Here is a 26,401-nt window from a genome sequence, read left to right on the forward strand (position 1 = left end):
ATGTATTTTGTTTGAGCCGCTATTTTTCTTTATTTTTTTTTCAAAAGAATTTGAGAATTTAAGAAAAGGGCTTAATTTTGCGACTCCAAAAAGTGAGACAAGCGGTTTTCACGGTTGTGTTGAAATGTTGATTGGGGGTGTACCAGAGCGGCCAAATGGGGCAGACTGTAAATCTGCTGGTGTATGCCTACGGTGGTTCGAATCCATCCGCCCCCACAGTTAATGCCAAAATGAGCTTTTGAAATCACCAGTTTCAGGAGAAGGCAAAAACAAATGCGGAAGTAGCTCAGCTGGTAGAGCGATAGCCTTCCAAGCTATAGGTCGCGAGTTCGAACCTCGTCTTCCGCTCATTTAAAACACCATCGAAGCGATTAGCGAAAACATTCATTAGATACTTTTTCGCTAATCGCTTTTTGGTTGTAATAGCCCAGAATTGCTTAACGTAGCATTTCAAATGTATTGAAATTTTGCTTTTGTAGCTCAGGGACGGTCCGCCGCGCGGTAGAGCACTTCCTTTGTAAGGAAGAGGTCAGGGCGGTTGTGCGGAATTGTTTAAGGTAGCATTTCAGATGTATTGAAATTTTGCTTTTGTAGCTCAGGGGTAGAGCACTTCCTTGGTAAGGAAGAGGTCAGGGGTTCAAATCCCCTCAAAAGCTCGGATGAATGTTTAAAACGTTCTTTTGCTTTTAATTGTTAATATAAATTGGCAGTTAGTAAGACAAGATTTTGATCCTTGTATTTAGTTAAATTGATTTTGGGGTGCTTGGCTAGTGTAAGCTAAACAGGATCAATCATTAGTGTTTAATAAATTGTAACTTTTAATTTTAAGCGTACTTAAGTCATGGCAAAAGAGACGTTTGACCGCTCGAAACCCCACGTAAATATTGGTACTATCGGGCACGTTGACCACGGTAAAACTACCCTTACTGCAGCTATCACAACTGTGTTGGCGAAAAAGGGTTTAGCAGTACTTCGCGATTTCTCATCAATTGATAATGCTCCTGAAGAGAAAGAGCGTGGTATTACGATTAACACATCCCACGTTGAGTATTCGACAGCAAACCGTCACTATGCTCACGTTGACTGTCCAGGTCACGCGGATTATGTAAAGAACATGGTAACTGGTGCTGCTCAGATGGACGGCGCTATCATCGTAGTTGCTGCTACTGATGGACCAATGCCACAAACTCGTGAGCACATTCTTTTGGCTCGCCAGGTTGGTGTTCCTCAGCTTGTGGTGTTCATGAACAAAGTGGATATGGTTGATGATCCAGAACTTCTTGAACTTGTTGAAATGGAAATCCGTGAGCTTTTGAGCTTCTACGATTACGATGGAGACAACATTCCTGTAATCCAAGGTTCTGCTTTGGGTGGTTTGAATGGCGAAGAAAAATGGGTTAAAACGATAGAAGAATTGATGGACGCTGTTGACAGCTACATTCCAATTCCTCCACGTATGACTGATCTTCCTTTCCTTATGCCTGTTGAAGACGTATTCTCGATCACTGGTCGTGGAACTGTTGCAACTGGTCGTATTGAAAGAGGAGTAATCAACTCTGGTGAAGCAGTTGATATCCTAGGAATGGGTGCAGAAGGTCTTAAATCAGTAGTAACTGGTGTTGAGATGTTCCGTAAGATCCTTGACCGTGGAGAAGCTGGTGATAACGTAGGTCTTTTGCTTCGTGGTATCAACAAAGAAGATATCCGTCGTGGAATGGTAATCTGCAAGCCAGGTTCAGTTAAGCCTCACGCTGCATTCAAAGGCGAGGTTTATGTACTTTCGAAAGAAGAAGGTGGACGTCACACTCCATTCTTTAACAAATACCGTCCTCAGTTTTACTTCCGTACCACGGACGTAACAGGTGAAATTTCTCTTCCAGCTGGTGTAGAAATGGTTATGCCTGGTGATAACATCACAATTGATGTGAAATTGATTAACAAGATTGCTATGGAAAAAGGTCTTCGTTTCGCGATTCGTGAAGGTGGACGTACCGTAGGTGCTGGTCAGGTAACTGAAATTCTTGACTAATCAAGATTAGCATATTAAAACAAGTGCATTTCTCATGAGATGCACTTGTTTTTTATAATAAAATCGTATCTTTGCAGCCCGAAAGTACCGGGTCGTTCGATAAACGGGTGTAGTTCAAGGGTAGAATAGCGGTCTCCAAAACCGTTGATGGGAGTTCGAATCTCTCCACCCGTGCATATTAAAAGGAAAAATGGAAAAATTTACTTCTTTTTTGAAAGCTTCCTGGGAAGAAATCACCCAGCACGTAACATGGCCTCCTTTTAACGAGCTTCAGGCTAATACGACATTAGTGCTTGTCGGTTCCCTCATTTTTGCCTTCGTTGTAGGCATTATGGACTTTGTCTTTGAGAATGCACTGAATCTGTTTTATCAGTCTTTCTAAGGCTATTTTTATTATAGTGGCAACCCCCGGAATGGTATGAGTAGTCTAAATTGGTTTGTATTGAGAGCGGTGTCTGGACAAGAGAAGAAAATCAAGTCCTACATTGAAAATGAAATCGCTCGGCAGAAACTGGATGAATTCGTTCCGCAGATCCTGATACCTTCTGAGAAGATATATGAAATGCGTAACGGTAAGAAAAGGGTTAGAGAAAAAAACTTCTTTCCTGGTTACATTATCATTTCAGCGGATTTGTCAAAAGGAGAGGTTTTGCACATTATAACCAGTATTCCTGGTGTTATAGGCTTCCTCGGAAGTGCAGAAGGTAACTCAAAAGTTCCTGTGCCGCTTCGTCAATCTGAGATCAACCGGATTTTAGGTAAAGTAGACGAAGCTGAGCAGCACGAAGAAGCACCAAGCATGTCATTTATCAGAGGGGAAACTGTCAAAGTTGTTGATGGTCCTTTCAGCGGATTTATCGGCGTGGTTGAAGAAGTATTCGACGAGAAGAAAAAACTCAATGTAGTTGTAAAAATATTCGGGCGTAATACACCCGTGGAACTCAGTTACGCACAAGTAGAAAAGGATAGTTGAAAGAGTAACGGGCAGGGTAAGCTTCCACTTGCATGTTAAGCCGTTAAACAATCAATGAACCGACAAATTACAAAACAATGGCAAAAGAAATAGGTGGATACGTCAAACTACAGGTAAAAGGTGGCCAAGCCAACCCTTCACCTCCAATCGGTCCTGCATTAGGATCGAAAGGTTTGAATATCATGGAGTTTTGCAAGCAATTCAATGGCCGTACCCAGGATAAAATGGGTGTGGTATTGCCGGTAGTTATTACATACTATAAGGATAAGTCTTTTGACTTCGTCATTAAGACCCCCCCGGCCGCGATTCTGCTTCTGGAAGCATCAAAAGTAAAGACAGGTTCGGCTCAGCCAAACCGTTTGAAAGTAGGTTCGGTATCATGGGATCAGGTTCGTACGATCGCTGAGACTAAAATGCCAGACTTAAACTGCTTTACAATTGATTCTGCTATGAAAATGATTGCGGGAACGGCTCGTAGTATGGGTATTACTGTAGCAGGCAAGGCCCCGTGGGAAGAAAACAACTGAGCGTAAAAATATTTATACGCTGAAAGAAACAAAGAACATGGGAAAATTAACCAAAAAGCAAAAAGAAGCTCTTTCGAAATTCGACGCAAATCAAGTTTATTCTCTTGAACAAGCAGCGGACGTCCTTAAGACGATTTCTTATACCAAATTTGATTCTTCCGTGGATATCGACGTTCGTTTGGGCGTAGATCCTCGTAAGGCTGATCAAATGGTACGTGGCGTGGTAACATTGCCACACGGAACCGGAAAAGAAGTTCGTGTATTGGTTTTGTGTACTCCAGATAAGGAGGCAGAAGCGAAAGAAGCAGGAGCAGATTTTGTTGGTCTTGATGAATATATCCAAAAGATAGAACAAGGCTGGACAGACATCGACGTAATTATCACAATGCCGAGTGTAATGGCAAAAGTGGGACGGTTAGGTAAGGTTTTAGGTCCTCGCGGATTGATGCCAAACCCTAAATCAGGAACGGTAACACCGGACGTAGCGAAAGCTGTGAAGGAAGTAAAAGCAGGTAAGATTGATTTCAAAGTTGATAAAACAGGAATCATTCACGCAAGTGTTGGTAAAGTTTCCTTTGGAAACGAGCAGCTTGTTCAAAATGCTACAGAAGTTATCAATACTCTGGTTCGCCTTAAACCATCTTCGGCAAAAGGAACTTACGTAAAAAGCATTCACTTGTCAAGTACGATGAGCCCGGGTGTTACTATTGATAAAAACACGATTCCAGGATTATAATATGACACGGGAAGAGAAAGCAGTAATTATAGACGAGTTAAGTCAAAAATTCGCTAGCACCCCATACTTCTATATCACCAGCGCAAACGGAATGTCTGTCGGTGAAACAAACCAGCTAAGAGGCCTTTGCTTCGAACGCGGTGTGGAGTATCGTGTTGTTAAGAATACATTGATTAAGAAAGCACTAGAAACATTAGATACGGATTATTCCTCTTTTGACGAAGTTTTGAAAGGATTTTCCGGAGTTATGTTTCACCCGGAGTCAGGTAAGGTTCCTGCACAATTGATTAAGGAATTCAAGAAGAAATCAGGTACTGACAAGCTTAAATTCAAAGGAGCTTCTGTTGATTCATCTGTTTTCGTTGGTGAAAGCCAGCTTGACGTTCTGATCGCTCTGAAATCAAAACAAGAAATGATCGGAGAGATTATCGGATTGTTGCAATCGCCTGCTAAGAATGTTATCGGCGCCCTACAAAGCGGTGGAAACAAATTGGCTGGTATTTTGAAGACCTTGTCTGAGAAAGAAGACTAATATTAATAGCCAGGCTGAGCTCTCCGGGACAAAAAATGGAGCTTTTAAAATCATCTTATTGTATAATCAAAAAATCTAAATAAAAATGGCAGATTTGAAAGCTTTCGCAGAACAGCTTGTTAACCTTACGGTTAAAGAAGTGAACGAATTGGCTACAATTCTTAAAGACGAGTACGGTATTGAGCCTGCAGCGGCTGGTGCGGTAATGGTAGCAGGTCCTGCTGCTGGTGGTGGTTCTGATGCTCCTGCAGCAGAAGAGAAAACATCTTTTGATGTGATCTTGAAAGCAGCTGGTGCAAGCAAACTTGCTGTTGTGAAATTGGTTAAAGACCTTACTGGTCTTGGCTTGAAAGAAGCGAAAGAACTAGTTGACGGCGCTCCTAAGCCTGTTAAAGAAGGAGTTGCAAAAGACGAAGCAGAAGCTTTGAAAAAACAACTTGAAGAAGCAGGTGCAGAAGTTGAAGTGAAGTAATTTGCTTTATACCAATAGCCTATAATTCTAAGGAATGAGGCCTGATTTACGTCAGGTCTTTTTCCTATTTATGTGTATACCAAACGAAAAATAATTTTTTTGCGTTTGTACTTAGATAGCCCTTCTTTTATTCCGGGTTTATCATTCTTCTTTTCAAATAATTTGCGCGAAACACTTCTTTACTCGTAGGAAAGGAGAATAGGGGCAGTTATTTATCTCTACGAGGCAATAGATTAGGTTTAAAACTAATTATTACGATTGCGGCGCGTAAAGGTTACTCCGGCGCATTAGTTTTTCTACTAACCCAAATCAAACATAGCCTTGGCTACAATTAAAGCAACAACACCTAGAAAAAACTTTTCAAGGATCAATCAGATTATCGATTATCCGGATTTGCTAGGAATCCAGGTTCAATCATTCCGGGATTTCTTCAGTCTTGATACGTCGGTAGAAGATCGTTCGGGAGAAGGATTGTACAAAGTTTTCGCAGAGAACTTTCCTATTGCCGATTCACGCGACAATTTCGTGCTGGAGTTCATTGATTATCTTCTTGAACCACCGAAATATTCAGTCGATGAATCGATTGATCGCGGACTGACTTATGCAGTGCCGTTGAAAGCAAAGTTACGTTTGATCTGTAATGATGCTGATCATGAAGAATTTGAAACCATTGAGCAGGAAGTTTTCTTAGGAAACATTCCTTACATGACCGAAAGAGGTTCTTTCGTAATCAATGGTGCTGAGCGCGTTATCGTTTCACAACTTCACCGCTCACCAGGTGTGTTCTTCTCTATGAGCAAGCACACCAACGGTTCTAAATTGTACTCTGCGCGGATTATTCCATTCAAGGGATCTTGGATTGAATTCTCGACAGACGTTAACAATGTGATGTACGCGTACATCGACCGTAAGAAAAAATTCCCGGTTACAACATTGCTTCGCGCCATCGGTTTCGGATCTGATAAAGATATCCTTGACCTTTTTGGATTGTCAGAAGAAATCAGTGCAACGCCGACAAACTTGAAAAAAGCTGTTGGCCGTCGCTTGGCTGCAAGGGTTTTGAGAACCTGGACAGAAGATTTCGTTGATGAAGATACTGGTGAGGTTGTTTCTATTCAACGTAACGAAGTGTTACTTGAGCGTGATTCGACTATTTCTGCTGAGGACATTGAAGTAATCGTGGAATCAGGACAGAAATCTGTCATCCTGCACAAAGAAGATATGAATGTTGCGGATTATAACATTATCTATAATACGCTTCAAAAAGATAGCTCAAACTCTGATAAAGAGGCAGTTGAGCAAATTTACCGCCAATTGCGTAATGCTGAGGCACCTGACGAACAAACTGCTCGCGATGTAATCCAGAGCTTGTTCTTCAGTGACAAACGTTACGATCTTGGTGATGTTGGCCGTTACAGGATCAACAAAAAATTAGGTTCTGACACAAGTTTGGACGTTCGCGTGCTTACAACAGGCGATATCGTTTCTATCGTGAAGTATCTGATCGGTTTGATCAATGCGAAAGCGGTTGTCGATGATATTGACCACTTGTCAAACCGTCGTGTGCGTACAGTAGGCGAGCAGCTTTATGCTCAGTTTGGTGTAGGTCTTGCACGTATGGCCCGTACCATTAAGGAGCGTATGAACGTGCGTGATAATGAGGATTTCAAGCCCGTTGATTTGATCAATGCGCGGACATTGTCTTCTGTTATCAACTCATTCTTTGGTACAAACCAATTGTCGCAGTTCATGGATCAAACCAATCCATTGGCTGAGATTACGCATAAGCGTAGAATGTCGGCACTTGGGCCAGGTGGTCTTTCTCGCGAAAGAGCTGGTTTCGAGGTTCGTGACGTTCACTACACGCACTACGGTCGTCTTTGTACGATTGAGACTCCGGAAGGACCGAACATTGGTTTGATTTCATCCCTTTGCGTTTTCGCAAAAGTGAATGGAATGGGCTTTATCGAAACACCTTATCGCGTAATCGATGGTGCTGGTAAGCTAACCGATGAGCTTATATATATGACTGCCGAAGAAGAAGATTCCAAATACATTGCACAAGCAAACGCTTCTGTGGATGACAAAGGAAACTTTACGGTAGAAAAAATTAAGACGCGTTTCGAAGGTGACTTCCCAATGGTTGATCCGTCGCAAGCATCGTTTATGGACGTTGCTGCGAACCAGATTGTTTCGGTTGCTGCTTCATTGATTCCTTTCTTGGAACATGATGATGCTAACCGTGCCTTGATGGGATCTAACATGCAGCGTCAAGGTGTTCCATTGTTGCGCCCACAAGCGCCTATCGTTGGAACTGGCCTTGAAAAACGTGTTGCAATGGATTCAAGAGCACTAGTTGTTGCAGAAGGCGACGGTGTCATTGAATTTGTAGATGCTAAGAAAATCGTTGTTAAATACGACAGAACAGATGATGAGCGCCTTGTAAGCTTCATTGAAGACAGTGTTTCTTACGATCTTGTTAAATTCCGTCGTACCAACCAGGACACTTGCCTTAACCTTCAACCAATGGTTCTTAAAGGCCAGAAGGTGAAAAAAGGTGAAGCACTTTGCCAGGGATATGGTACAGAAGGTGGTGAACTTGCATTGGGCCGTAACCTTTTGGTTGCGTTCATGCCTTGGCAGGGATACAACTTCGAGGATGCGATTGTAATCTCTGAGAAAGTGGTTCGTGAAGATATCTTTACTTCTATTCACATTGAAGAATTTGAATTGGAAGTGCGTGATACAAAACGCGGTGAAGAAGAACTTACTGCTGAGATTCCAAACGTAAGTGAGGAAACTGTTAAAAATCTTGACGAAAATGGTATCGTTCAGGTTGGTACAGAAGTAAAAGAAGGAGATATTTTAATTGGTAAGATTACTCCAAAGGGAGAATCGGACCCGACTCCGGAAGAAAAACTGCTTCGTGCGATCTTTGGTGATAAAGCGGGTGATGTGAAGGATGCTTCTAAGAAAGCGCCGCCATCGATGAAAGGTGTGGTTATTGACACTAAACTTTTCTCTCGCCCAACCAAAGAAGAGCGTGCTAAACACAAAGACGAGCTTCGTCTGTTGATGAAAAAATACGGACGTGAGCTTACTGCGCTTCGTGGTCGTATCATTGAGAAGTTGGTTGCATTGGTTGACGGTAAAACAAGCCAGGGTGTTAAACACAAGTTTGGCGATGAGTTAGTTAGCAAAGGAATGAAGTTCAATGTGAGAAATATCTCGGAGAACTTGTTCCCAGCAAACAACCCTTACCGCGATGAGTCTCAATATGCAGTTGCCGAAGAGGTTAACTTGATCGGTGATGTGTTGACGGATTCCTGGACTGAGGATTCTGAAACCAACTTGCAAGTTTCGTTGGTTTTGAAAAATTACCTGAATGCCCGCAGTGAATTGATGGGCCGTTTCAAACGCGATCGTTTTGCGCTTGAAGTAGGTGATGAGCTTCCAGCTGGAATCGTGAAATTGGCGAAAGTATACATTGCCAAGAAACGTAAATTGAAAGTTGGGGATAAAATGGCAGGTCGTCACGGTAACAAAGGGGTTGTTGCCCGTATCGTTCGTGATGAAGATATGCCATTCCTTGAAGACGGAACGCCAATGGATATCGTGTTGAACCCACTTGGGGTGCCTTCACGTATGAACATTGGTCAGATATATGAAACCATTCTTGCTTGGGCAGGTTTGAAACTGGGTCGTCGCTATGCTACTCCGATCTTCGATGGAGCTACGGAAGCAGAAGTTGCGGCTGAGTTGAAAGAAGCTGGTTTGCCAGATTGGGGACGTACATTCTTGTACAATGGTCTGAGCGGAGAACGTTTCGATCAGCCAATTACAGTTGGTTTGATGTACATGATGAAACTGGGTCACTTGGTTGATGATAAAATGCACGCGCGTTCTATCGGGCCATACTCACTCATTACACAGCAACCGCTTGGTGGTAAAGCACAATTCGGAGGTCAGCGTTTTGGAGAAATGGAAGTGTGGGCGCTTGAAGCATTCGGTGCATCTCACATTCTTCAGGAAATCCTTACCGTTAAATCTGATGACGTGGTTGGCCGTGCCAAAGCATATGAAGCAATCGTGAAAGGTGAAAACCTTCCGAAACCGAATATTCCGGAGTCATTCAACGTACTTGTTCACGAGCTTCGTGGATTAGCATTGGAGATTACACTGGACTAATATTTAGTCGTTGGCGCGGGAAACCGCGCCATAATGAAATCAATTGAGTTTCGACTAACAGACAAACGACTTTTTAATTATGTCTTTCAAAAAGAACAAAAAACTTAATAGTGATTTTTCCAGAATGACGATCAGTCTGGCTTCACCTGAGTCTATCCTTGAGAGCTCATTTGGTGAAGTAACCCAGCCTGAAACCATCAACTACCGGACTTACAAGCCGGAGATGGGCGGATTATTCTGCGAAAGGATCTTCGGTCCTGTGAAGGACTGGGAATGTCATTGTGGTAAATACAAACGTATCCGTTACAAAGGAATCATCTGCGACCGTTGCGGTGTGGAGGTTACTGAGAAAAAGGTGCGTCGCGAGCGTATGGGCCACATTGAATTGGTGGTTCCAGTTGCGCACATCTGGTATTTCCGCAGCTTGCCGAACAAAATCGGTTACCTGTTGGGATTATCGACCAAGAAATTGGATCAAATTATTTATTACGAGCGATATGCAGTCGTTCAGCCTGGTGTTAAAGAAGAAGATGGCGTAGGTTATCTTGACTTTTTGACCGAAGATGAATATCTGGATATCATCGACAAATTGCCGCGCGAAAACCAAATGCTTCCGGACACGGATCCAAATAAGTTTATCGCGAAAATGGGTGCTGATGCGCTTGAAATGCTTTTGAACAGAATTAAACTGGATGAGCTTTCATACGAACTTCGTCACCAGGCAGCAACGGACACTTCGCAGCAACGTAAAGCAGAAGCATTAAAGCGTCTGAAAGTTGTAGAAGCATTCCGTGATGCAAACACACGCATTGAAAACCGTCCTGAGTGGATGGTGATCAAGATGGTTCCGGTTATTCCACCAGAACTTCGTCCGCTTGTGCCTTTGGATGGTGGTCGTTTTGCGACTTCCGATTTGAATGACCTTTATCGTCGTGTTATCATTCGTAACAACCGTTTGAAGCGTCTGATCGAGATCAAAGCACCTGAGGTGATCTTGCGTAACGAAAAACGGATGTTGCAGGAAGCGGTTGATTCGCTTTTCGATAACAGCCGTAAAGTAAACGCGGTACGTTCAGAAGGTAACCGTGCATTGAAATCACTTTCTGACATGCTGAAAGGTAAGCAAGGACGTTTCCGTCAAAACTTGCTTGGTAAGCGTGTCGATTATTCTGGTCGTTCGGTAATCGTCGTTGGCCCTGAATTGAAATTGCACGAGTGCGGTTTGCCAAAAGATATGGCGGCAGAATTATTCAAGCCGTTCATTATCCGCAAGCTGATCGAGCGTGGAATTGTTAAAACTGTAAAATCAGCCAAGAAGATCGTAGACCGCAAGGATCCTGTGATCTGGGATATTTTGGAAAACGTTTTGAAAGGACACCCTGTTCTGCTTAACCGTGCTCCAACATTGCACCGTTTGGGTATCCAGGCATTCCAGCCTAAACTGATCGAAGGAAAAGCGATTCAGTTGCACCCATTGGTTTGTACTGCATTCAACGCTGACTTTGACGGTGACCAGATGGCCGTTCACGTGCCATTGGGTCAGGAAGCCGTTTTGGAAGCTTCAATGCTGATGCTTTCGTCACATAACATTCTTAACCCTGCCAACGGTGCGCCAATTACGGTTCCATCACAAGACATGGTTTTGGGTCTGTATTATGTTACAAAAGGCCGCGTAAGCACAGATCATTATCCGATTATCGGAGAAGGAATGATTTTCTATGGTCCTGACGAAGTGATCATTGCCATCAATGAAGGCAAATTGTCAAAACATGCGAATATCAAATGCCGCCTGCGCGTTCGTAACGACGACGGAACATTTGAAACGAAAATGGTTGACACCGTTGCCGGACGTATCCTTTTCAATCAGGCTGTTCCTGAGGAAGTAGGTTACATCAATGAATTGCTGACTAAGAAGAAATTGCAGCAGATCATTGGTTTGGTGTTCAAATTGGCTGGTGTTGCACGTACAGCTCAATTCCTGGATGAAATCAAAGAACTTGGTTTCCAAATGGCCTTCAAAGGCGGTTTGTCAATGGGATTGAACGATGTAATGGTGCCAGACGAAAAAGTGAAATTGATCGAGCAAGCTAAACTGGACGTGGAAAACGTTTGGAGCAACTACTTGATGGGTCTTATCACTGAAAACGAGCGTTATAACCAAGTTATTGACATCTGGACACGTGTTAACTCACGTATCACAGAGACGTTGATGAAGCAATTGGAAACAGACCAAGGCGGATTCAACTCAATTTATATGATGATGCACTCAGGTGCACGTGGTTCGCGCGAGCAGATCCGTCAGCTGGGTGGAATGAGGGGTCTTATGGCCAAGCCTCAGAAAAACATCGCGGGTGGTGCAGGTGAAATCATCGAGAACCCGATCCTTTCCAACTTTAAAGAAGGTTTGGACGTTCTTGAATACTTTATCTCAACACACGGTGCACGTAAAGGTCTTGCCGATACAGCTTTGAAAACGGCTGATGCGGGTTACCTGACACGTCGTCTGCATGACGTTGCACAAGATGTAGTTGTTATCGAAACAGACTGCGGATCACTTCGTGGAATTGCAATCTCTGCTTTGAAAGACAACGAAGATATCGTTGAACCACTTTCTGAGCGTATTTTGGGTCGTGTAAGTGTTCATGATGTATTTGATCCTTTGTCTAACGAAATGATCTTGGCTTCTGGTCAGGAAATTACGGAAGAGATCGCTTCTTACATTGATGAAACGAGCATTGAAACAGTTGAAATCCGTTCGGTATTGACTTGCGAAACGCGTAATGGTGTTTGTGCTAAATGCTACGGACGTTCATTGGCATCTGCGCATATGGTGAACATCGGTGAAGCTGTGGGTGTAATTGCATCGCAGTCCATCGGGGAGCCGGGAACACAGTTGACACTTCGTACATTCCACGTCGGTGGTACAGCTTCCAACATTTCTGTTGAAGCAAACATCAAGGCGAAATTCGATGGTGTCATTGGTTTTGAAGATCTTCGTCTTGTTCAGTCTGTTAATTCAGAAGGAGATGAAGTAACAGTAGTAATGGGTCGTTCAGGAGAAGTTAAAATTACTAATCCAGAAACAGGTCAATTGCTGATCTCAAACAACGTTCCTTATGGAGCACACCTTTTGGTAAAAGATGGAGAGAAGGTTCTGAAAGGACAAGAACTTTGTACCTGGGATCCATATCACGCAGTAATCCTTTCCGAATTCACCGGAGTAGTATCTTTCGATGCAATTGAAGAAGGCATTACATATCGTGAAGAATTTGATGAGCAAACTGGTTTCCAGGAATCTGTGATCATTGAAACACGTGATAAAACCAAAAACCCGGCTATCGTGGTAAAAGGTAAGTCTACGTTGTTGAAAGATCAGACAGAAAAAGGTTATAACCTTCCTGTTGGAGCACGTTTGGTGGTGAAAGCTGGAACGAACATTAAGGCAGGTCAGCCATTGGCGAAAATCCCACGTGTAGTTGGTAAAACACGCGACATTACGGGAGGTTTGCCACGTGTAACTGAACTTTTCGAAGCGCGTAACCCGTCTAACCCAGCAACTGTTTCTGAAATCGATGGTGTAGTTTCTTATGGAGGTGTGAAACGCGGTAACCGTGAAATTCATATCGAATCAAGAGACGGAACACAACGTCGTTATATGGTTGCGCTTTCGAAACACATTCTGGTTCAGGATGGTGACTTCGTAAGAGCAGGAGATCCATTATCCGACGGAGCGATCACGCCAGCTGATATCCTTTCTATCAAAGGACCAACCGCTGTTCAGGAATATCTTGTAAATGAAATTCAGGAAGTATACCGTCTGCAAGGTGTGAAGATCAACGATAAGCATATCGAATGTATCGTACGTCAAATGATGCAGAAAGTAGAGATCCTGGATGCAGGTGATACCAACTTCCTTGAAATGCAACCGGTAGACCGCGTTGTGTTCCGTGAAGAAAATGATAAGATCCTGGATTTGAAAGTAATTGAAGACGCTGGTAGCTCTGAGACTCTGAAGCCGGGTATGATCGTTTCAGTTCGTCGTTTGCGTGATGAAAATTCAAGCTTGAAACGTCGTGACTTGAAACTGGTTACTGCGCGTGATGCGCAGGCAGCTGTTGCGAAACCTACTTTGATGGGTATCACACAAGCTTCATTGGGTACTGAAAGTTTCGTTTCTGCGGCTTCGTTCCAGGAAACAACCAAAGTATTGAGCGAAGCAGCTGTTCGTGGAAAACGTGACGAACTGAAAGGCTTGAAAGAAAACGTGATCGTCGGTCACTTGATCCCAGCCGGAACAGGAATGCGTCAATACGAAAGCCTGATCGTTGGATCAAAAGAAGAGTTCGATGCTTTGACTGAATCTCGTGAGAAGCTTTCTCGCAAGAAAAAGGAATTAGTATAGGTCAATTCAAGTAAAAATAAAAAGAGCCGGTTCTGCGATGTGGAACCGGCTTTTTGCTGTTTTAATACTAAATTTTAGTAATTTCCGCAGAGATAATCATTTGCTGCCAAGCACTGTAATGCCAATAAAACCAACCGATGGAAGATAACACAAAAGAAAACGAACAGCAGATCAATGTAGAATTGTCAGAGGAAATGGCCGAAGGAGTTTATTCCAACTTGGCGATGATCGCACATTCAAACAGCGAGTTTATCCTTGATTTTATTCGCTTAATGCCTGGCGTTCCCCGCGCAAAAGTAAAGGCACGGATCATTATCACGCCGGAACACGCGAAACGCCTCATCGCAGCATTACAGGACAATATTCAAAAATACGAAGACCAATACGGCCAGATCCAAAGCTCACAGGATAACGAGCCATCATTTAATTTTCCAATCAGTTTCGGAGGGCCGGGCGGCGAAGCATAAGCATTTCATTGCAGCATTTATTGACTTATTCTGATAAGCGATTTAACTTTAAGTTGCTTACAGTCACCGTCGTTTTGACATTTTTTGTAACTTCGGTATCTGCATAAGGACAATCATCTCCGAACCCAATCAATTCACCATGGCGTTATTCAAACTTTCAATTAACAACCGTGCCTATGACGCGGATGTGGAGCGGGACACTCCGCTTTTATGGGTCCTCCGCGATAATCTCGGACTTGTAGGCACTAAATACGGCTGTGGGATTGCACAATGTGGTGCATGCACCGTTCACATAGACGGTAAAGCGGTGCGCTCTTGCGTGCTGCCCGTTTCAGCTGTTGGAAAAGCAAAAGTGACCACCATTGAAGGACTTTCAGAAAAAGGCGATCATCCGGTTCAGCAGGCCTGGGACGAGGTGGACGTGGCACAATGCGGTTACTGCCAGGCTGGCCAGATCATGACGGCGGCAGCATTGCTCAAAGAAAAACCAAAGCCTACCGAAGAAGAAATCGTCTCCACCATGAGCGGCAACATTTGCCGTTGCGGCACTTACCACCGCATTCGTGAAGCAGTGAAAGTAGCAGCATCCAAAACTAACTGACCATGCAGACATTAGAACAAACTTCGAGGCGCAATTTTATGAAAATTGCAGCCGCAGCAGGTGGTGGACTGTTTTTGGGTTTCAATTGGACCAACTCCACTGCGCTTCCCGTGGTTGTAGATGCCAAAAGCATTGCTGCCGGCTCTATAAATTTTAACAGTTATTTGTCAATTGGCACAGATAACATCATTACTATTGTCTCGCCTAACCCGGAAATCGGACAAGGCATTAAGACTGCATTTCCAATGGTCGTTGCAGAAGAACTGGATGCGGATTGGAAGCAAGTGAAAACCGTTCAGGGAAATCTGGATACAGGAATTTTTGAAAGACAAGTTACTGGTGGAAGTGGCGCAGTTCCTCATTCGTGGGAACGCCTGCGCAAGGCAGGAGCAACAGCACGTCATCTTCTGGTAGAGGCGGCCGCAACAAAATGGAATGTTCCCGCTGCTGAGCTAACTACTGAAAATGGTAAGGTCCTGCATAAAACCTCAGGCAAATCTGCCACATATGGCGAACTGGCAGAAGCAGCTTCGAAGCTGACGGCACCAACGGAGATTAAATTAAAGAATGAAAAAGATTTCAAGCTGATCGGACAATCCGTTCGTAATGTTGATAACCATAATATAGCAACGGGTAAGCCACTTTTCGGACTTGATTTTTACAAGGAGGGAATGCTGTTCGCCTTGATCCAGCGGCCAAAAGCATTTGGATTAAAATTGAAATCGGTCGATTCCGCAGCAGCCAAGGCTATGCCCGGCATTGTGGATGTAGTAACATTTGGAAACAGCGTTGCCGTTGTGGGGAAATCTACCTGGCAGGTGAAAAAGGCCAAAGACGCTTTGAAAATCGAATATGAGAAAGCAGCAGAACTCGAAAGCACTGCCGATCATAACCGCATTTTTTCTCAGTTGATGGACAATGGCGAAGCAACCGTAAGGCGCAAAGACGGCGACGTGGAAGCAGCATTCAAAAACGCTGCAAAAGTCATCAAAGCCGAGTATCAATGCCCATTCCTGCCACACAGCCCATTGGAACCCATGAACTTCTTTGCGCATGTGCGTGAGGACGGCGTGGAACTCGTGGGCCCGACGCAAACGCCCGAGCGCGCGCGTACGGAAGTAGCGAAAATCACCGGCATAGCACCCGAAAAAATAACGGTCGAAATCACCCGTCAGGGTGGTGGATTTGGTCGGAGGCTTTCAGCAGACTTTGTAATTGAGGCCGCACATGTTTCCAAACTCGTGAAAGCGCCGGTAAAAGTGGTTTGGACGCGGGAAGATGATATGACAGGCGGCACTTACCGCCCCGCAGTGCGTTACCGCTTCGAAGCCGCATTGGACAAAGACGGAACCATGATCGGTTATAAGCTGCGTGGTGTCGGCATGAACTCGGGAAATTCAACAAGGGAAGACAATTTCCCGTCCGGATCCGTAGACAACTTGCTAATCGACTCTGTTGAGCACAAATCCCCGATCACAACGGGTCCATGGCGTGCGCCAATTACCAATTTCCTTGCTTATGCAGAGCAATCCTTCCTGGACGAAGTTGCTGAGGCAGCAGGCAAGGATCCGGTTGCATTCCGACTGGAATTGCTTGAAAAAGCGAAAAAGGCACCCGTTAATGCAGTTAAATATGATGTGGACAGAATGATCGCTGTGGTAAAAATGGCGGCTGAGAAAAGCAACTGGGGCAAGAAGAAAGGCGTTTACCAAGGATTCAGCGTTTACTTTTCTCACAGATCTTACGTAGCGCAAGTAGGTGAGATCGTCATGCAGAAAGGCAAGCCGGTTCTTAAAAATGTGATTGCAGCAGTCGATTGCGGCATTGTAATTAACCAAAGCGGATCTTTGCAGCAGGTTAGGGGCGGTGTTGTAGATGGCTTGGGCCACGCAATGTATGGTAACATGACATTCAAGGACGGCGCACCGGATCAGACCAACTTCAATGGTTTCCGCCTGATCAGGATGAACGAAATCCCGGAAGTGGATGTGCATTTTGTCAACAACGGCATATCTCCCACAGGTTTGGGCGAACCGGCATTGCCGCCTGCTGGCGCTGCTATGGCCAATGCATTTTATAAAGCAACAAAACAGCGCTTGCGCAACCAGCCTTTTGTAAACGAGGAAGCTTTCAAAGGCATTTCTTAACCATTATCATGAAGAAAACCCTATTGCTCATTGCCTCCATATGCCTGTTCATTACTGCATTCCGATTCGCCGATTTCCCGGAGGCAGTCATTTCAAACGGCATCATTAATGCGAAGTTAATGATGCCGGATGCCAGCTCAGGCTATTATCGTGGCGTGCGTTTCGACTGGGCAGGACAGGTTGCCAGCCTTGATTACAAGGGACACTCTTATTTTGGGCAATGGAACAGCACCTATGATCCCAAATTGCATGACGCCATTATGGGGCCGGTTGAGGAGTTCGTCGCATTGGATTTTGATGCGGTAAAGCCAGGAGAGACATTCGTGAAAATCGGCGTTGGAGTGCTGGTTAAGCCTGATGATAAAAAATATTCTTTCGCAACGAATTATGAGGTGAAAGATGCTGGTAAATGGACCGTTGACAAGAGACAGGATCACGTAACATTCACGCATACATTGAAAGACGCAACAGGCTACGGTTATGTATATACAAAGACATTAAAACTGGTTAAAGGAAAGCCTCAACTCGTTTTAGAACACAGCCTTAAAAATACCGGCTCGAAAGAAATTTCAACCAGCACTTACAATCACAACTTTTTCATGATCGATAAAGAGCCAACGAACGAGCATATACGGATCGTTTTTCCCTTCGAAGTAAGTGGGGAAGGAGCAGGTTTTGGAACCATTGTCAATGCAAAAGGCAAAACGCTCAACTATGCAAGGCCGGTTGTAAATGGCGATCAGATATTCTCCAGTGGCCTGAAAGGCTTCGGGGCAAGCGCGAAAGATTATGATATACGCATTGAAAATACAAAAACATCGGCTGGCGTAAGAATTACGGGTGACAGGCCTTTGGAGAAATTGGTATACTGGGCCAATCCCACCACCTCATGCCCTGAGCCCTACATTCATATCAGCGCAAAACCGGGTCAGGAAACAAAGTGGAACGTCAACTACGAGTTCTACACTTTTTGACCTGCTAAACCTTAGCGTTATATTTCTATTTTTGATCCGTGCAAAAGCGAACCCTTTCTCAATAGAATTACTTCGTATATGAAAAATTTATTTAATGCTGTTCCAATGATCTTAACGCAGGCAGTTTGGGTAAACCAATGCGCAATTTGTGGATAAGATACTTATTGTTAATAAGATAACTATTTTGATATCTAAGACCATCGGTCGAAAAATGCCTCTGATTAATTTTAAACAAACAATATTGAAATAATATTTGATAGCACGAAAATGTCACTCTTAGGAATAGTTTTGGATGTCACTGCGAGTATCAGACCATCGACAACTAAACTGAACTAAGATGAAAACTTTAAAAGCATTTATCCTGATTGCAGCGCTGGGAGTTTCTGCCGCAAGCTATGCGCAAACTGTTCCAACAACGCCAACATCCCCATCGCAGCCACAGAGCGTGCCTACGCAGGATCCAACTACCACAACGCCTTCATCGTCTAATCCGACGACCGAGAAAAAAGCAGAGTTCAACTCTCCGCAATCGCCCGTAAGGCCTTCAAATACACCGTCGGAAGATACATTGATTAAATCCCAGGGCGCGTCCGGTGCAGTAATAAAGGATTCGCTTATGCCAGCGAGTGATAAAAAGATGGATAGGAAAAACCGGAAGAAAAATAGAAAAGACGCGAACGCGACCGACACAAATTCATCTGGCTCAGCAACCGAAGCCGACAGAAAACCATAATCATCAACAAACAAAAATTAAAATGCCCGAAATTTAATTTCGGGCATTTTAATACAATGCAATTGCTTGAATGGTCGGGAGACGAAAGTTCTTGTGAAATCAGTAATGCGCAACTTGCTGGGGTACAGCCGGTTCAAGATCTGATTCTAAAAAAGGCTGGGTAACCACTGCTTTATTCTCATTTACCCAGGTACACCAAACTTTTCCGTTATAACTTCTTTTTGTTACAGGCGTTGAGTTACCATTTACATAGGTTACAATGTCTACAATTTGATATTCATCAACTTGCATAATACGGGTTCCGTTCTTCTCCTTCACCCAGTCATCCTTCATATAGTTCAATGTGACCATCGGTTTATGTGTTATCGTCCGATGGTATTTTAAAATTTTATGCCACTTTTTAAAGTCCGCGAAAACATAAATATAAAATTTTAAAATATCATGTAGAAGCGTAGAATTACTTTTATAAATGCTGTGGCAAGAATTTTATATCGTATAGAAGACGCGTTGTATACCGGGGTTACAACCGATATGCGGCGTACAAATGCTAAATTTCATTCATTGTATTATTTGAATATTTTTTAGGACAATTAAATTAGCGTATCATGAAACATGCAGACACTAGGAAGACGATATTGTCTTTGAGCAACGAAAGTTTCAAACACTATCTTTTGCTTCGTTATGTAGATGATTCCAGCGATCCGAAATGGAAGAGGCTAAGCTTTGTTTCCGTAGAATTGATTGCGCCGGAAGTTTGGATCCAGCTTCATAATTATGCACGTGCAGATGTGGAAAGTCAGGGAGGGCGATTGATTGGCTATGAGGTGATTGATGAGAAGCTCGTGAGGCACGATAGCATTCGCTCCAATTCGTGGCCGGCAGATTGGATGTGGGTTATTCAAAAGAGGGATAATTGAACGAGCGGATTAACACAAGCCGTTTATAAATCAGTAGCGAATTATAGGTAATAAAAAAGGGGACAGATGTCCCCTTTTTTTGCTAACCATAGTAATAGATATCACGGTTCGTTCCCAGACTGCACCTTTTTGGCAACTGCCTTTTTTATGCCTGCCAGCAAGCTTTCCCTGAAAATAAAACATAGTGAGAACAGGACTAATGTAAAGCCCAGCAACACGACGAAACCCAGATAATCGCTGTTAAATGCATTGTTCAGGAAATGGCCCAGCAAAACGACCACCATGATCACGATCATAAATACAATGATCGCAACAAATGCGTAGTAGGAAAAAGGTGCGGTGATCTGGGCAATTTTCGCCTTGATCTCAGCCCTGATCGCATTCAGCTTGTCATCGATGAACTGGGTGACCGTGTCCATCATTTTATGCGTCACTTCCTTTGGATTTACGGAGGTTGTGGCGTGCTGTGCATCCGCAATAGCCTGTTCGGGCTTATCCTGTTCCATTTCCCGCCTTACCATGAGCACCGCATGCTCATTAGGCGAAATCCCGACACCGTCGGTTTTCGCATAAACTTTCGTAAACTCCGCCCCGAAATATAGGATAATAGAGGAATAATAAACCCAGGTCAAAAGGATCACGATTGAAGCGGAAGCACCATAGGTTGCGCCAAGATCCTGTTTTCCAAGGTAAAAGCTGATGCCAAATTTACCAATTGCGAAAAGGATAGCCGTAAATGCCGCGCCGACAATGCACTCTTTCCAACGCACATGACCATCGGGCAATATTTTAAATATGACAGAAAAAAGTGCTGTAATGATCGCCATTACCACGACGACATTCAAAACTGAGAAAAAGATCACGGACACTTCTGAGAAATAGCGCTCCAAACGCGCACTCATTAAATCAACCAGAGTATTCACACCCAGGGAAACGATGAGTAAAAAGCCTAAGGTGATAATGATGGAGAATGATAGCAGCCGGTTTTTAAGATATTGCAGCCATCCTTTTTTGGGTTTGGATTTGATAGACCATATGTAATTGATCGAATCCTGTATCTCGGCAAAAACCCCCGTCGCACCAATGAGCAGCGTCACAATCCCGATTGTGGCGGCAAGTCCTGATTTATTGGAAAGCTCTGCATTTTTAATCAACTCCTGCAACTGCAAGGCAGCCTCCTTGCCGACCAGACCACTTATTTGCCCAAACAGCTCACCTTGAAATGCTTCCTTCCCAAATACAATGCTTACGATCGAGATGATCACCAGCAACATCGGAGCGAGGGAAAAAATAGTGTAATAGGATAGCGCAGCGCTTAATTTAAGGCAATTGTCTTCCATAAACTCTGAAAAACTGTCCTTAAAAAGCGATAAGAAAAACTTAGGTTTTGATGTAGTAGCGTCCATGGTGAAGCATGCTTTCGTGTAAACGCCAACCACTGGTAAATATCCATGCCAGTTTGGGCCGCATTGTTGCGGGTATGATTTTTAAAGAAGCAGGCATCAACATTCAACAACTAATAATTCCAATCATGAAAAAGGTAATCGCAAGTTTGATATTTACTTTCGCCGTTTCTGCTTCGGTATATGCACAATCTACTACGCAGTCGACCAATCCGAAACAACAAGGAACTGCCACTGCGGACAGCAGCAAAACCGGTGGAAAAAATGAAGGAACAGATACGCAGGGAACTACGCAAGGGGCCAATCACGAGGTAGGGAACTCAAATGCCACCCAGCCTGGCAAAGCCGGACAAGTGAATGGTTCTAACAAAACCAGCGGAACAGGTAAGGAAGGTAACGGCGCGAATGGCAAATCCAATGTGAATAAAATGAACAAAGGAGACGCTACATTGAACAAAGGGAACAAATCAACTCCGAAGAAAGAGAACTGATCAAAAGGAAAAAACTGATAAAATAAATTGGTAAGAATAGTCTGTCCCGTCATTGGGGCGGACTTTTCTTTTGAGAGTCAAGCTTGAAAATTGGTCAGTGATAATGTATTAAATCCTTGAAGTGGATTCGCGTACGATAAGCTCTCCCGAAAGCACAACTTCTTCACCTGCAAAACCTGTTTTTTTAATGTGGATCAACAACAATTCACAGCTCTTGCGACCGATTTCGTAAGCAGGCTCAGCTACGGTGGACAATGTCGGTGATATAATTTCACAGATAGGATCATTAGTGAACCCAATAACACCGACTTCTCCCCCAATCCGAATGTTTTTACGCTTCAAAGCCACCATCGCCCCAATGGCTTTACGATCATTAACTGCAAAAATGGCGTCAGGCTTTTCAGTATTTTCTGTAAACAACTGCGCAACATCCGATTCTCCGTCTTTTTGAGAAAACCCCGAATAAACTACCCAATCATTATCAAAATCCAGGTTATGCTCCCGGAGTGCGTGCTGATAGCCGCGCAGTCTGTTTTCAGTCAGCAACACACCCTTTGGGCCGGTAATATGCGCTATTTTTCTATATCCTCTTTCAATAAGGTGATTTACAGCCTGATAGGCGCCGTTATAGTCGTCCTGCATGACCTTTGAAATACTGATCTCCTCGGGAACACGATCAAAAAAGACAACGGGAAGTCCGTCGTCAATGAGTTCCTGGAAATGCTTGCAAGCGTCGGAAGGTGAAGAAACGCAAGCCAGTAAACCGTCCAGGCTGCTTAATGAAAGATCATGAACGATCTTTTTTTCCAGCTCCGGCGAGTCGTTTGTAATGTATAAAATAATGCTATATCCCTTATGCTGAGCTACTTCCTGAATGCCGGTAATGACCGTTGAAAAATAATAATTGGTTATAGCCGGGATGATCACGCCAATCTTATGCGTGCTGCTTTTGACCAAACCCGTTGCATTAAAATTAGGCTTATAATGCATTTCCTCCGCTTTTTCCAGCACCAGCGTCCGCGTCTGCGGGCTCACGTCATAGGCATCCCGCAACGCCCTGGAAACCGTCGCGACGGAGATGCCGAGTGCTTTTGCAATGTCCTTGATGGTGGCTGGTCTTCGCATGGGTTTAGGGTCTGAAAGCTTTAAAAAACGTCAGTCGTTTTCGATAACGTTCTCGTTAATAATTAACTGCAATGTCAGCGATAGCTAATCGAATCGTTGTAAAATTGTAAGTATATCAAACTAAACCCATGAAAAAAAGAGATTTCCTCAAACTTACCGGGCTGAGCAGCATCGGGTTGCTAAATGCCGGTTATGCAGGTGCCAGCCCGCTCGATTTGCCTGCCAGGATCGTTCCTGCGGCTCCGAAGTTCAACATGAGCGGTTATGCCGCGCCGAAAATTGAAACCGTTCGCATCGGATACATTGGGCTTGGTAACAGAGGCGGCGGAGCCATTCAAAGGATCAAAAAGTTAGAAAATGTGCATGTTACCGCACTTTGTGATATCCGGCCAGAAAAAGCCGAGGAAGCAAGAAAGACTTTTGAAGGAACAGGCCATAATCCCAAAGTGTATTCCGGAACAGCCGATGCCTGGAAAAAAATGTGCGAGCAGGAAGATCTCGATCTCATTTACATTTGCACGCCATGGAGCCTGCATGCACCAATGGCCGTTTTTGCAATGCAGCACGGCAAGCACGCGGCCGTAGAAATCCCCGCCGCCGTCACAGTGGACGAATGCTGGCAGCTGGTTGAAACCTCAGAAAAAACAAAGAAGCATTGTATGATGCTCGAAAACTGCTGCTATGATTTTTTTGAATTACTAACCCTTAATATGGCCAGACAAGGCTATTTTGGCGACATTATTCATGCCGAGGGTGCTTATATACATGACATTTATGATTCCTTTTTTGATAAATCCAAACGTTTCGACCTCTGGCGTCTGAAAGAAAACCAGCGTAACGGTAACCTCTATCCGACGCACGGGCTGGGACCTGTTGCGCAGATCATGGACATTAACCGGGGCGATAAAATGGATTATCTGGTAAGCATGGCAAGCAACGATTTTATGCTGCAAGCCCGCGCTGAAAAACTGGCCGCCGAAGATCCCGAGTTCAAACAATTCAAAGGGAAGAAGTTTCGTGGGAACATGAACACGACAACCATCCGGACTGCAAAAGGCAGAACGATCATGTTGCAGCACGACGTAACTTCGCCGCGCGTTTATTCCAGGTTGCATGTGATCAGCGGCACCAAAGGCTCCGCGCAAAAATATCCATTGCCCGAAGGCCCGGCAGGAACTCCCGAAGGACGCATTGCCAAGGGTCATGAATGGTTAAAAGACGCAGAATTCAAAGCATTGGAACAAAAGTACCAGCCCGAAATCGTGAAAAGAATCGGTGAGCTGGCGAAGAAAGTAGGCGGTCACGGCGGCATGGATTTTCTAATGGACTGGCGCCTTATCGACTGCCTCAGAAACGGCCTCCCCCTGGATCAGGACGTTTATGACGCCGCTTCATGGAGCGTGATCTCGCCGCTGAGCGAATGGTCCGTAGCGCATCGCTCCAATTCCATCGACATCCCCGATTTCACCGCCGGGGCCTGGAAATCCAACAAGCCCGTGGACATTGCCCTTTCGCAAGGCGGCAATACGGGTGTGAAATCGTAATTTCTGAGTTAAAATAAAATCTTAATCAAGAACAGATTGTAATGAAAGTTGTCATTTCGGAGACTAAGGAAGAGTTAGGAACACAAGCGGCAACGCTTGCAGCAGAGCTAATCCGCAAAACCATCGCAGAAAAGGGTTTTGCGAACATTATCCTGGCCACAGGAACCAGTCAGTTTCAAACTTTGGAACAATTAATAAGAGAGGAAAATATAGACTGGGGCAAGGTTACCATGTTCCATCTTGATGAATTCATCGCCTTGCCGTTGGCCCATGCAGCCAGTTTCAGGAAATATCTAAAGGAACGTTTTCTGGACAAAGTGCCTCCGTTAAAAGCCGTTCACCTGATCAATGGCGAGGGAAACATTACGGCGGAGATTGAGAATCTGAACAGCATTATCAGCCACCACCCGATCGATGTAGCTTTGGTTGGCATTGGTGAAAACGGGCATCTGGCATTCAATGATCCGCCCGCAGATTTTGAAAATGAAAAACCATACCACGTCGTGAACCTGGACGAACCTTGCCGCATGCAGCAAATGGGCGAGGGCTGGTTTGGTTCGCTGGACGAGGTGCCCTTGCAGGCCATTAGCATGACAGTGAAGCAGATCATGAAGTCGGAACACATTGTCTGCTCGGTGCCGGATGAGCGTAAGGCGCTGGCTGTGAGGAATAGTCTGACGGAGGAAGTAAGCAACATTTATCCGGCGAGCATCTTGCAAAATCATGCACATTGCACATTTTTCCTGGATAAAAGCTCCGCATCCCTGCTGCCCGAAAGTGTGATTGCCTAACCCAACTATGATATGAAACCTGAAAATCCGGAGGGAAACAATGAGCGGCGGGAATTTTTGAAAGCGTCATTGACTGCCATGGCAATTCCACTTAGCTTTGACATTCATGCAATTTCAAATTTTATCCCGGCGCAAAACATGGTTTCTGAAAACGCATCTTTACCTGGCAAAAGCATTATCGGCTACTATGGAAGCTGGGCTGCCTCATTATTGAAACCCGTTCCGCCGCTTTCGTTCAGGGATCCCAAATGGAAAGATCTCGCAACCTGGAAAAAAGAAGCCTATGCCAAAGCGCAGGAACTGATCGCCAGCCCGCCGAAGTCAGCTTTGCCAAAAGTTACGGTCGATAAAAAATACATTTACGATGGTCTGGAAATCGAGGAGATTTCCTGGCAGTTGCCGTACGGCCGCAAAACCCAGGCCATTGTATTGAAGCCGCAAGGCACCACCAAGCCGCTTCCTGCTATCCTGGGCTTGCATGACCATGGTGGTAAGAAGTATTTTGGATATCGGAAAATTGTCAAAACCGCAGATGAACAGCACCCGCTGCTGGTGGAGCACCGCGCAACCGATTATAGCGGGATAGCCTGGGCCAATGAAGTTGCCAAGCGTGGCTATGTGGTGCTGGTCCATGACACATTCACATTCGGGAGCCGTCGCGTTATGTATGAAGATGTGGAAGGTTTAACCTGGGGCGATGTGGACACGACGGGAAAATCGGACCAGGATCCTGAAAAAAGTGAGCACATTGAAACCTACAATCAATGGTCCGGCGCGCATGAGCATGTCATGTCCAAGTCACTTTTCAGTGCCGGGACGACGTGGCCGGGTGTTTTCCTGGCCGAAGATCAGGTCGCGCTCGATATTTTGGAACAGCGTAAGGACGTGGATCCCCAACGTATAGGGTGTGGCGGTTTGTCGGGCGGCGGTTTGCGGACTGTTTACCTCGGTGGAATGGATCCGCGTATTAAATGTGCAGTATGCGTTGGTTTCATGACCACCTGGACAGATTTGATCTTAACAAAATCCGTAACCCACACCTGGATGACTTATACGCCGCTTTTGCCCAAGTATATGGATTTTCCCGAAATCCTGGGCCTGAGAGTGCCTTTGCCAACATTGGTTCAGAACAACAATCAGGACGAGCTTTACACGCTTCCTGAAATGAAAAAGGCGGATAAAGTTTTAGGAGATGTGTACAAAAAAGCGGGTGCACAGGATAAGTATCTGGCCAAATTCTACGACGGAGAACACAAGTTCGACGCTGCAATGCAGAAAGACGCATTCGACTGGTTTGATAAATGGCTTAAATAATGCTGATGGACAGAGTCATAGGCAATAATTAAATT

Annotated in this window: 22 protein-coding genes and 4 tRNA genes; 23 read left to right on the plus strand and 3 right to left on the minus strand. The window is 44.5% G+C overall.

The features are described from left to right. Window positions 1-133 precede the first annotated feature (133 nt). The 18 genes from L0660_RS20330 to L0660_RS20415 all read left to right on the plus strand — a co-directional run bounded on the left by L0660_RS20330 (window position 134) and on the right by L0660_RS20415 (window position 18,781). Window positions 134-216: transfer RNA gene (locus L0660_RS20330), tRNA-Tyr, on the plus strand. Between the two features lie 59 nt (window positions 217-275). After that, a tRNA-Gly gene (locus L0660_RS20335) sits at window positions 276-348 on the plus strand. A 236-nt stretch (window positions 349-584) separates the two neighbouring features. Further along, window positions 585-656: transfer RNA gene (locus tag L0660_RS20340), tRNA-Thr, on the plus strand. 185 nt (window positions 657-841) lie between these two features. Then, complete coding sequence (tuf, locus tag L0660_RS20345; protein ID WP_026631774.1) at window positions 842-2,029, plus strand: elongation factor Tu; 1,188 nt, start codon at window positions 842-844, stop codon at window positions 2,027-2,029. Between the two features lie 103 nt (window positions 2,030-2,132). Beyond that, a tRNA-Trp gene (locus L0660_RS20350) sits at window positions 2,133-2,203 on the plus strand. Window positions 2,204-2,219: 16 nt separating this feature from the next. Further along, window positions 2,220-2,411 carry a preprotein translocase subunit SecE gene (secE, locus tag L0660_RS20355; RefSeq protein ID WP_026631775.1) on the plus strand — a complete coding sequence of 64 codons (192 nt, stop codon included), beginning with the start codon at window positions 2,220-2,222 and terminating at the stop codon, window positions 2,409-2,411. A gap of 36 nt (window positions 2,412-2,447) precedes the next feature. Continuing rightward, window positions 2,448-3,002 carry a transcription termination/antitermination protein NusG gene (nusG, locus tag L0660_RS20360; protein ID WP_026631776.1) on the plus strand — a complete coding sequence of 185 codons (555 nt, stop codon included), beginning with the start codon at window positions 2,448-2,450 and terminating at the stop codon, window positions 3,000-3,002. Between the two features lie 77 nt (window positions 3,003-3,079). Further along, window positions 3,080-3,529, plus strand: a complete 450-nt coding sequence (gene rplK, locus L0660_RS20365) for a 50S ribosomal protein L11 (protein ID WP_026631777.1) — start codon at window positions 3,080-3,082, stop codon at window positions 3,527-3,529. A gap of 37 nt (window positions 3,530-3,566) precedes the next feature. Next, the gene (gene rplA / locus L0660_RS20370) at window positions 3,567-4,265 is read left to right on the plus strand and encodes a 50S ribosomal protein L1 (RefSeq protein ID WP_233798995.1); all 699 of its coding nucleotides are present in this window, start codon (window positions 3,567-3,569) and stop codon (window positions 4,263-4,265) included. A 1-nt stretch (window position 4,266) separates the two neighbouring features. Further along, window positions 4,267-4,797 (plus strand): 50S ribosomal protein L10, encoded by a 531-nt coding sequence (gene rplJ / locus L0660_RS20375; protein WP_026631779.1) that lies wholly within the window; start codon window positions 4,267-4,269, stop codon window positions 4,795-4,797. 85 nt (window positions 4,798-4,882) lie between these two features. After that, window positions 4,883-5,269 (plus strand): 50S ribosomal protein L7/L12, encoded by a 387-nt coding sequence (gene rplL / locus L0660_RS20380; RefSeq protein WP_026631780.1) that lies wholly within the window; start codon window positions 4,883-4,885, stop codon window positions 5,267-5,269. Between the two features lie 321 nt (window positions 5,270-5,590). Beyond that, window positions 5,591-9,457: a DNA-directed RNA polymerase subunit beta gene (gene rpoB / locus L0660_RS20385; protein WP_235161104.1), complete on the plus strand. Its 3,867-nt coding sequence runs from the start codon at window positions 5,591-5,593 to the stop codon at window positions 9,455-9,457. Between the two features lie 79 nt (window positions 9,458-9,536). After that, window positions 9,537-13,859, plus strand: coding sequence for a DNA-directed RNA polymerase subunit beta' (gene rpoC, locus L0660_RS20390; RefSeq protein WP_235161105.1), 4,323 nt, complete (start codon window positions 9,537-9,539; stop codon window positions 13,857-13,859). Between the two features lie 137 nt (window positions 13,860-13,996). Continuing rightward, window positions 13,997-14,326 (plus strand): DUF3467 domain-containing protein, encoded by a 330-nt coding sequence (locus L0660_RS20395; RefSeq protein WP_026631783.1) that lies wholly within the window; start codon window positions 13,997-13,999, stop codon window positions 14,324-14,326. A 139-nt stretch (window positions 14,327-14,465) separates the two neighbouring features. After that, window positions 14,466-14,927 carry a (2Fe-2S)-binding protein gene (locus L0660_RS20400; RefSeq protein ID WP_233798992.1) on the plus strand — a complete coding sequence of 154 codons (462 nt, stop codon included), beginning with the start codon at window positions 14,466-14,468 and terminating at the stop codon, window positions 14,925-14,927. Window positions 14,928-14,929: 2 nt separating this feature from the next. Further along, window positions 14,930-17,074 carry a molybdopterin cofactor-binding domain-containing protein gene (locus tag L0660_RS20405; protein WP_235161106.1) on the plus strand — a complete coding sequence of 715 codons (2,145 nt, stop codon included), beginning with the start codon at window positions 14,930-14,932 and terminating at the stop codon, window positions 17,072-17,074. 8 nt (window positions 17,075-17,082) lie between these two features. Further along, window positions 17,083-18,048 (plus strand): hypothetical protein, encoded by a 966-nt coding sequence (locus tag L0660_RS20410; protein WP_235161107.1) that lies wholly within the window; start codon window positions 17,083-17,085, stop codon window positions 18,046-18,048. Window positions 18,049-18,385: 337 nt separating this feature from the next. Continuing rightward, complete coding sequence (locus tag L0660_RS20415; RefSeq protein ID WP_235161108.1) at window positions 18,386-18,781, plus strand: hypothetical protein; 396 nt, start codon at window positions 18,386-18,388, stop codon at window positions 18,779-18,781. A gap of 99 nt (window positions 18,782-18,880) precedes the next feature. Here the strand turns inward: L0660_RS20415 and L0660_RS20420 are convergent, their stop codons facing one another. Then, complete coding sequence (locus L0660_RS20420) at window positions 18,881-19,132, minus strand: hypothetical protein (protein ID WP_035361827.1); 252 nt, start codon at window positions 19,130-19,132, stop codon at window positions 18,881-18,883. A 254-nt stretch (window positions 19,133-19,386) separates the two neighbouring features. Between L0660_RS20420 and L0660_RS20425 the strand changes: the two genes are divergently transcribed. Continuing rightward, window positions 19,387-19,698 (plus strand): hypothetical protein, encoded by a 312-nt coding sequence (locus L0660_RS20425; protein ID WP_235161109.1) that lies wholly within the window; start codon window positions 19,387-19,389, stop codon window positions 19,696-19,698. Between the two features lie 101 nt (window positions 19,699-19,799). Here L0660_RS20425 and L0660_RS20430 read toward each other — a convergent pair whose 3' ends face one another. Beyond that, window positions 19,800-21,104 carry a YihY/virulence factor BrkB family protein gene (locus L0660_RS20430; protein ID WP_235161110.1) on the minus strand — a complete coding sequence of 435 codons (1,305 nt, stop codon included), beginning with the start codon at window positions 21,102-21,104 and terminating at the stop codon, window positions 19,800-19,802. A 125-nt stretch (window positions 21,105-21,229) separates the two neighbouring features. On the opposite strand from L0660_RS20430, the gene L0660_RS20435 reads away from it, so the two are divergent. Next, window positions 21,230-21,592 carry a hypothetical protein gene (locus tag L0660_RS20435; protein WP_233798985.1) on the plus strand — a complete coding sequence of 121 codons (363 nt, stop codon included), beginning with the start codon at window positions 21,230-21,232 and terminating at the stop codon, window positions 21,590-21,592. Between the two features lie 108 nt (window positions 21,593-21,700). Here the strand turns inward: L0660_RS20435 and L0660_RS20440 are convergent, their stop codons facing one another. Then, window positions 21,701-22,717: a LacI family DNA-binding transcriptional regulator gene (locus tag L0660_RS20440; protein ID WP_235161111.1), complete on the minus strand. Its 1,017-nt coding sequence runs from the start codon at window positions 22,715-22,717 to the stop codon at window positions 21,701-21,703. A 128-nt stretch (window positions 22,718-22,845) separates the two neighbouring features. On the opposite strand from L0660_RS20440, the gene L0660_RS20445 reads away from it, so the two are divergent. The 3 genes from L0660_RS20445 to L0660_RS20455 are packed head-to-tail and all read left to right on the plus strand — an operon-like array spanning window position 22,846 to window position 26,366. Further along, window positions 22,846-24,261 (plus strand): Gfo/Idh/MocA family protein, encoded by a 1,416-nt coding sequence (locus tag L0660_RS20445; RefSeq protein WP_235161112.1) that lies wholly within the window; start codon window positions 22,846-22,848, stop codon window positions 24,259-24,261. Between the two features lie 41 nt (window positions 24,262-24,302). Then, a complete protein-coding gene (locus tag L0660_RS20450; RefSeq protein WP_235161113.1) occupies window positions 24,303-25,052 on the plus strand; it encodes a glucosamine-6-phosphate deaminase in 750 nt (249 codons plus the stop codon). A gap of 12 nt (window positions 25,053-25,064) precedes the next feature. After that, window positions 25,065-26,366: an alpha/beta hydrolase family protein gene (locus L0660_RS20455; protein WP_235161114.1), complete on the plus strand. Its 1,302-nt coding sequence runs from the start codon at window positions 25,065-25,067 to the stop codon at window positions 26,364-26,366. Window positions 26,367-26,401 lie beyond the last annotated feature (35 nt).

The organism is Dyadobacter sp. CY351, assembly GCF_021502625.1.
Lineage (GTDB): Bacteria > Bacteroidota > Bacteroidia > Cytophagales > Spirosomataceae > Dyadobacter > Dyadobacter chenhuakuii.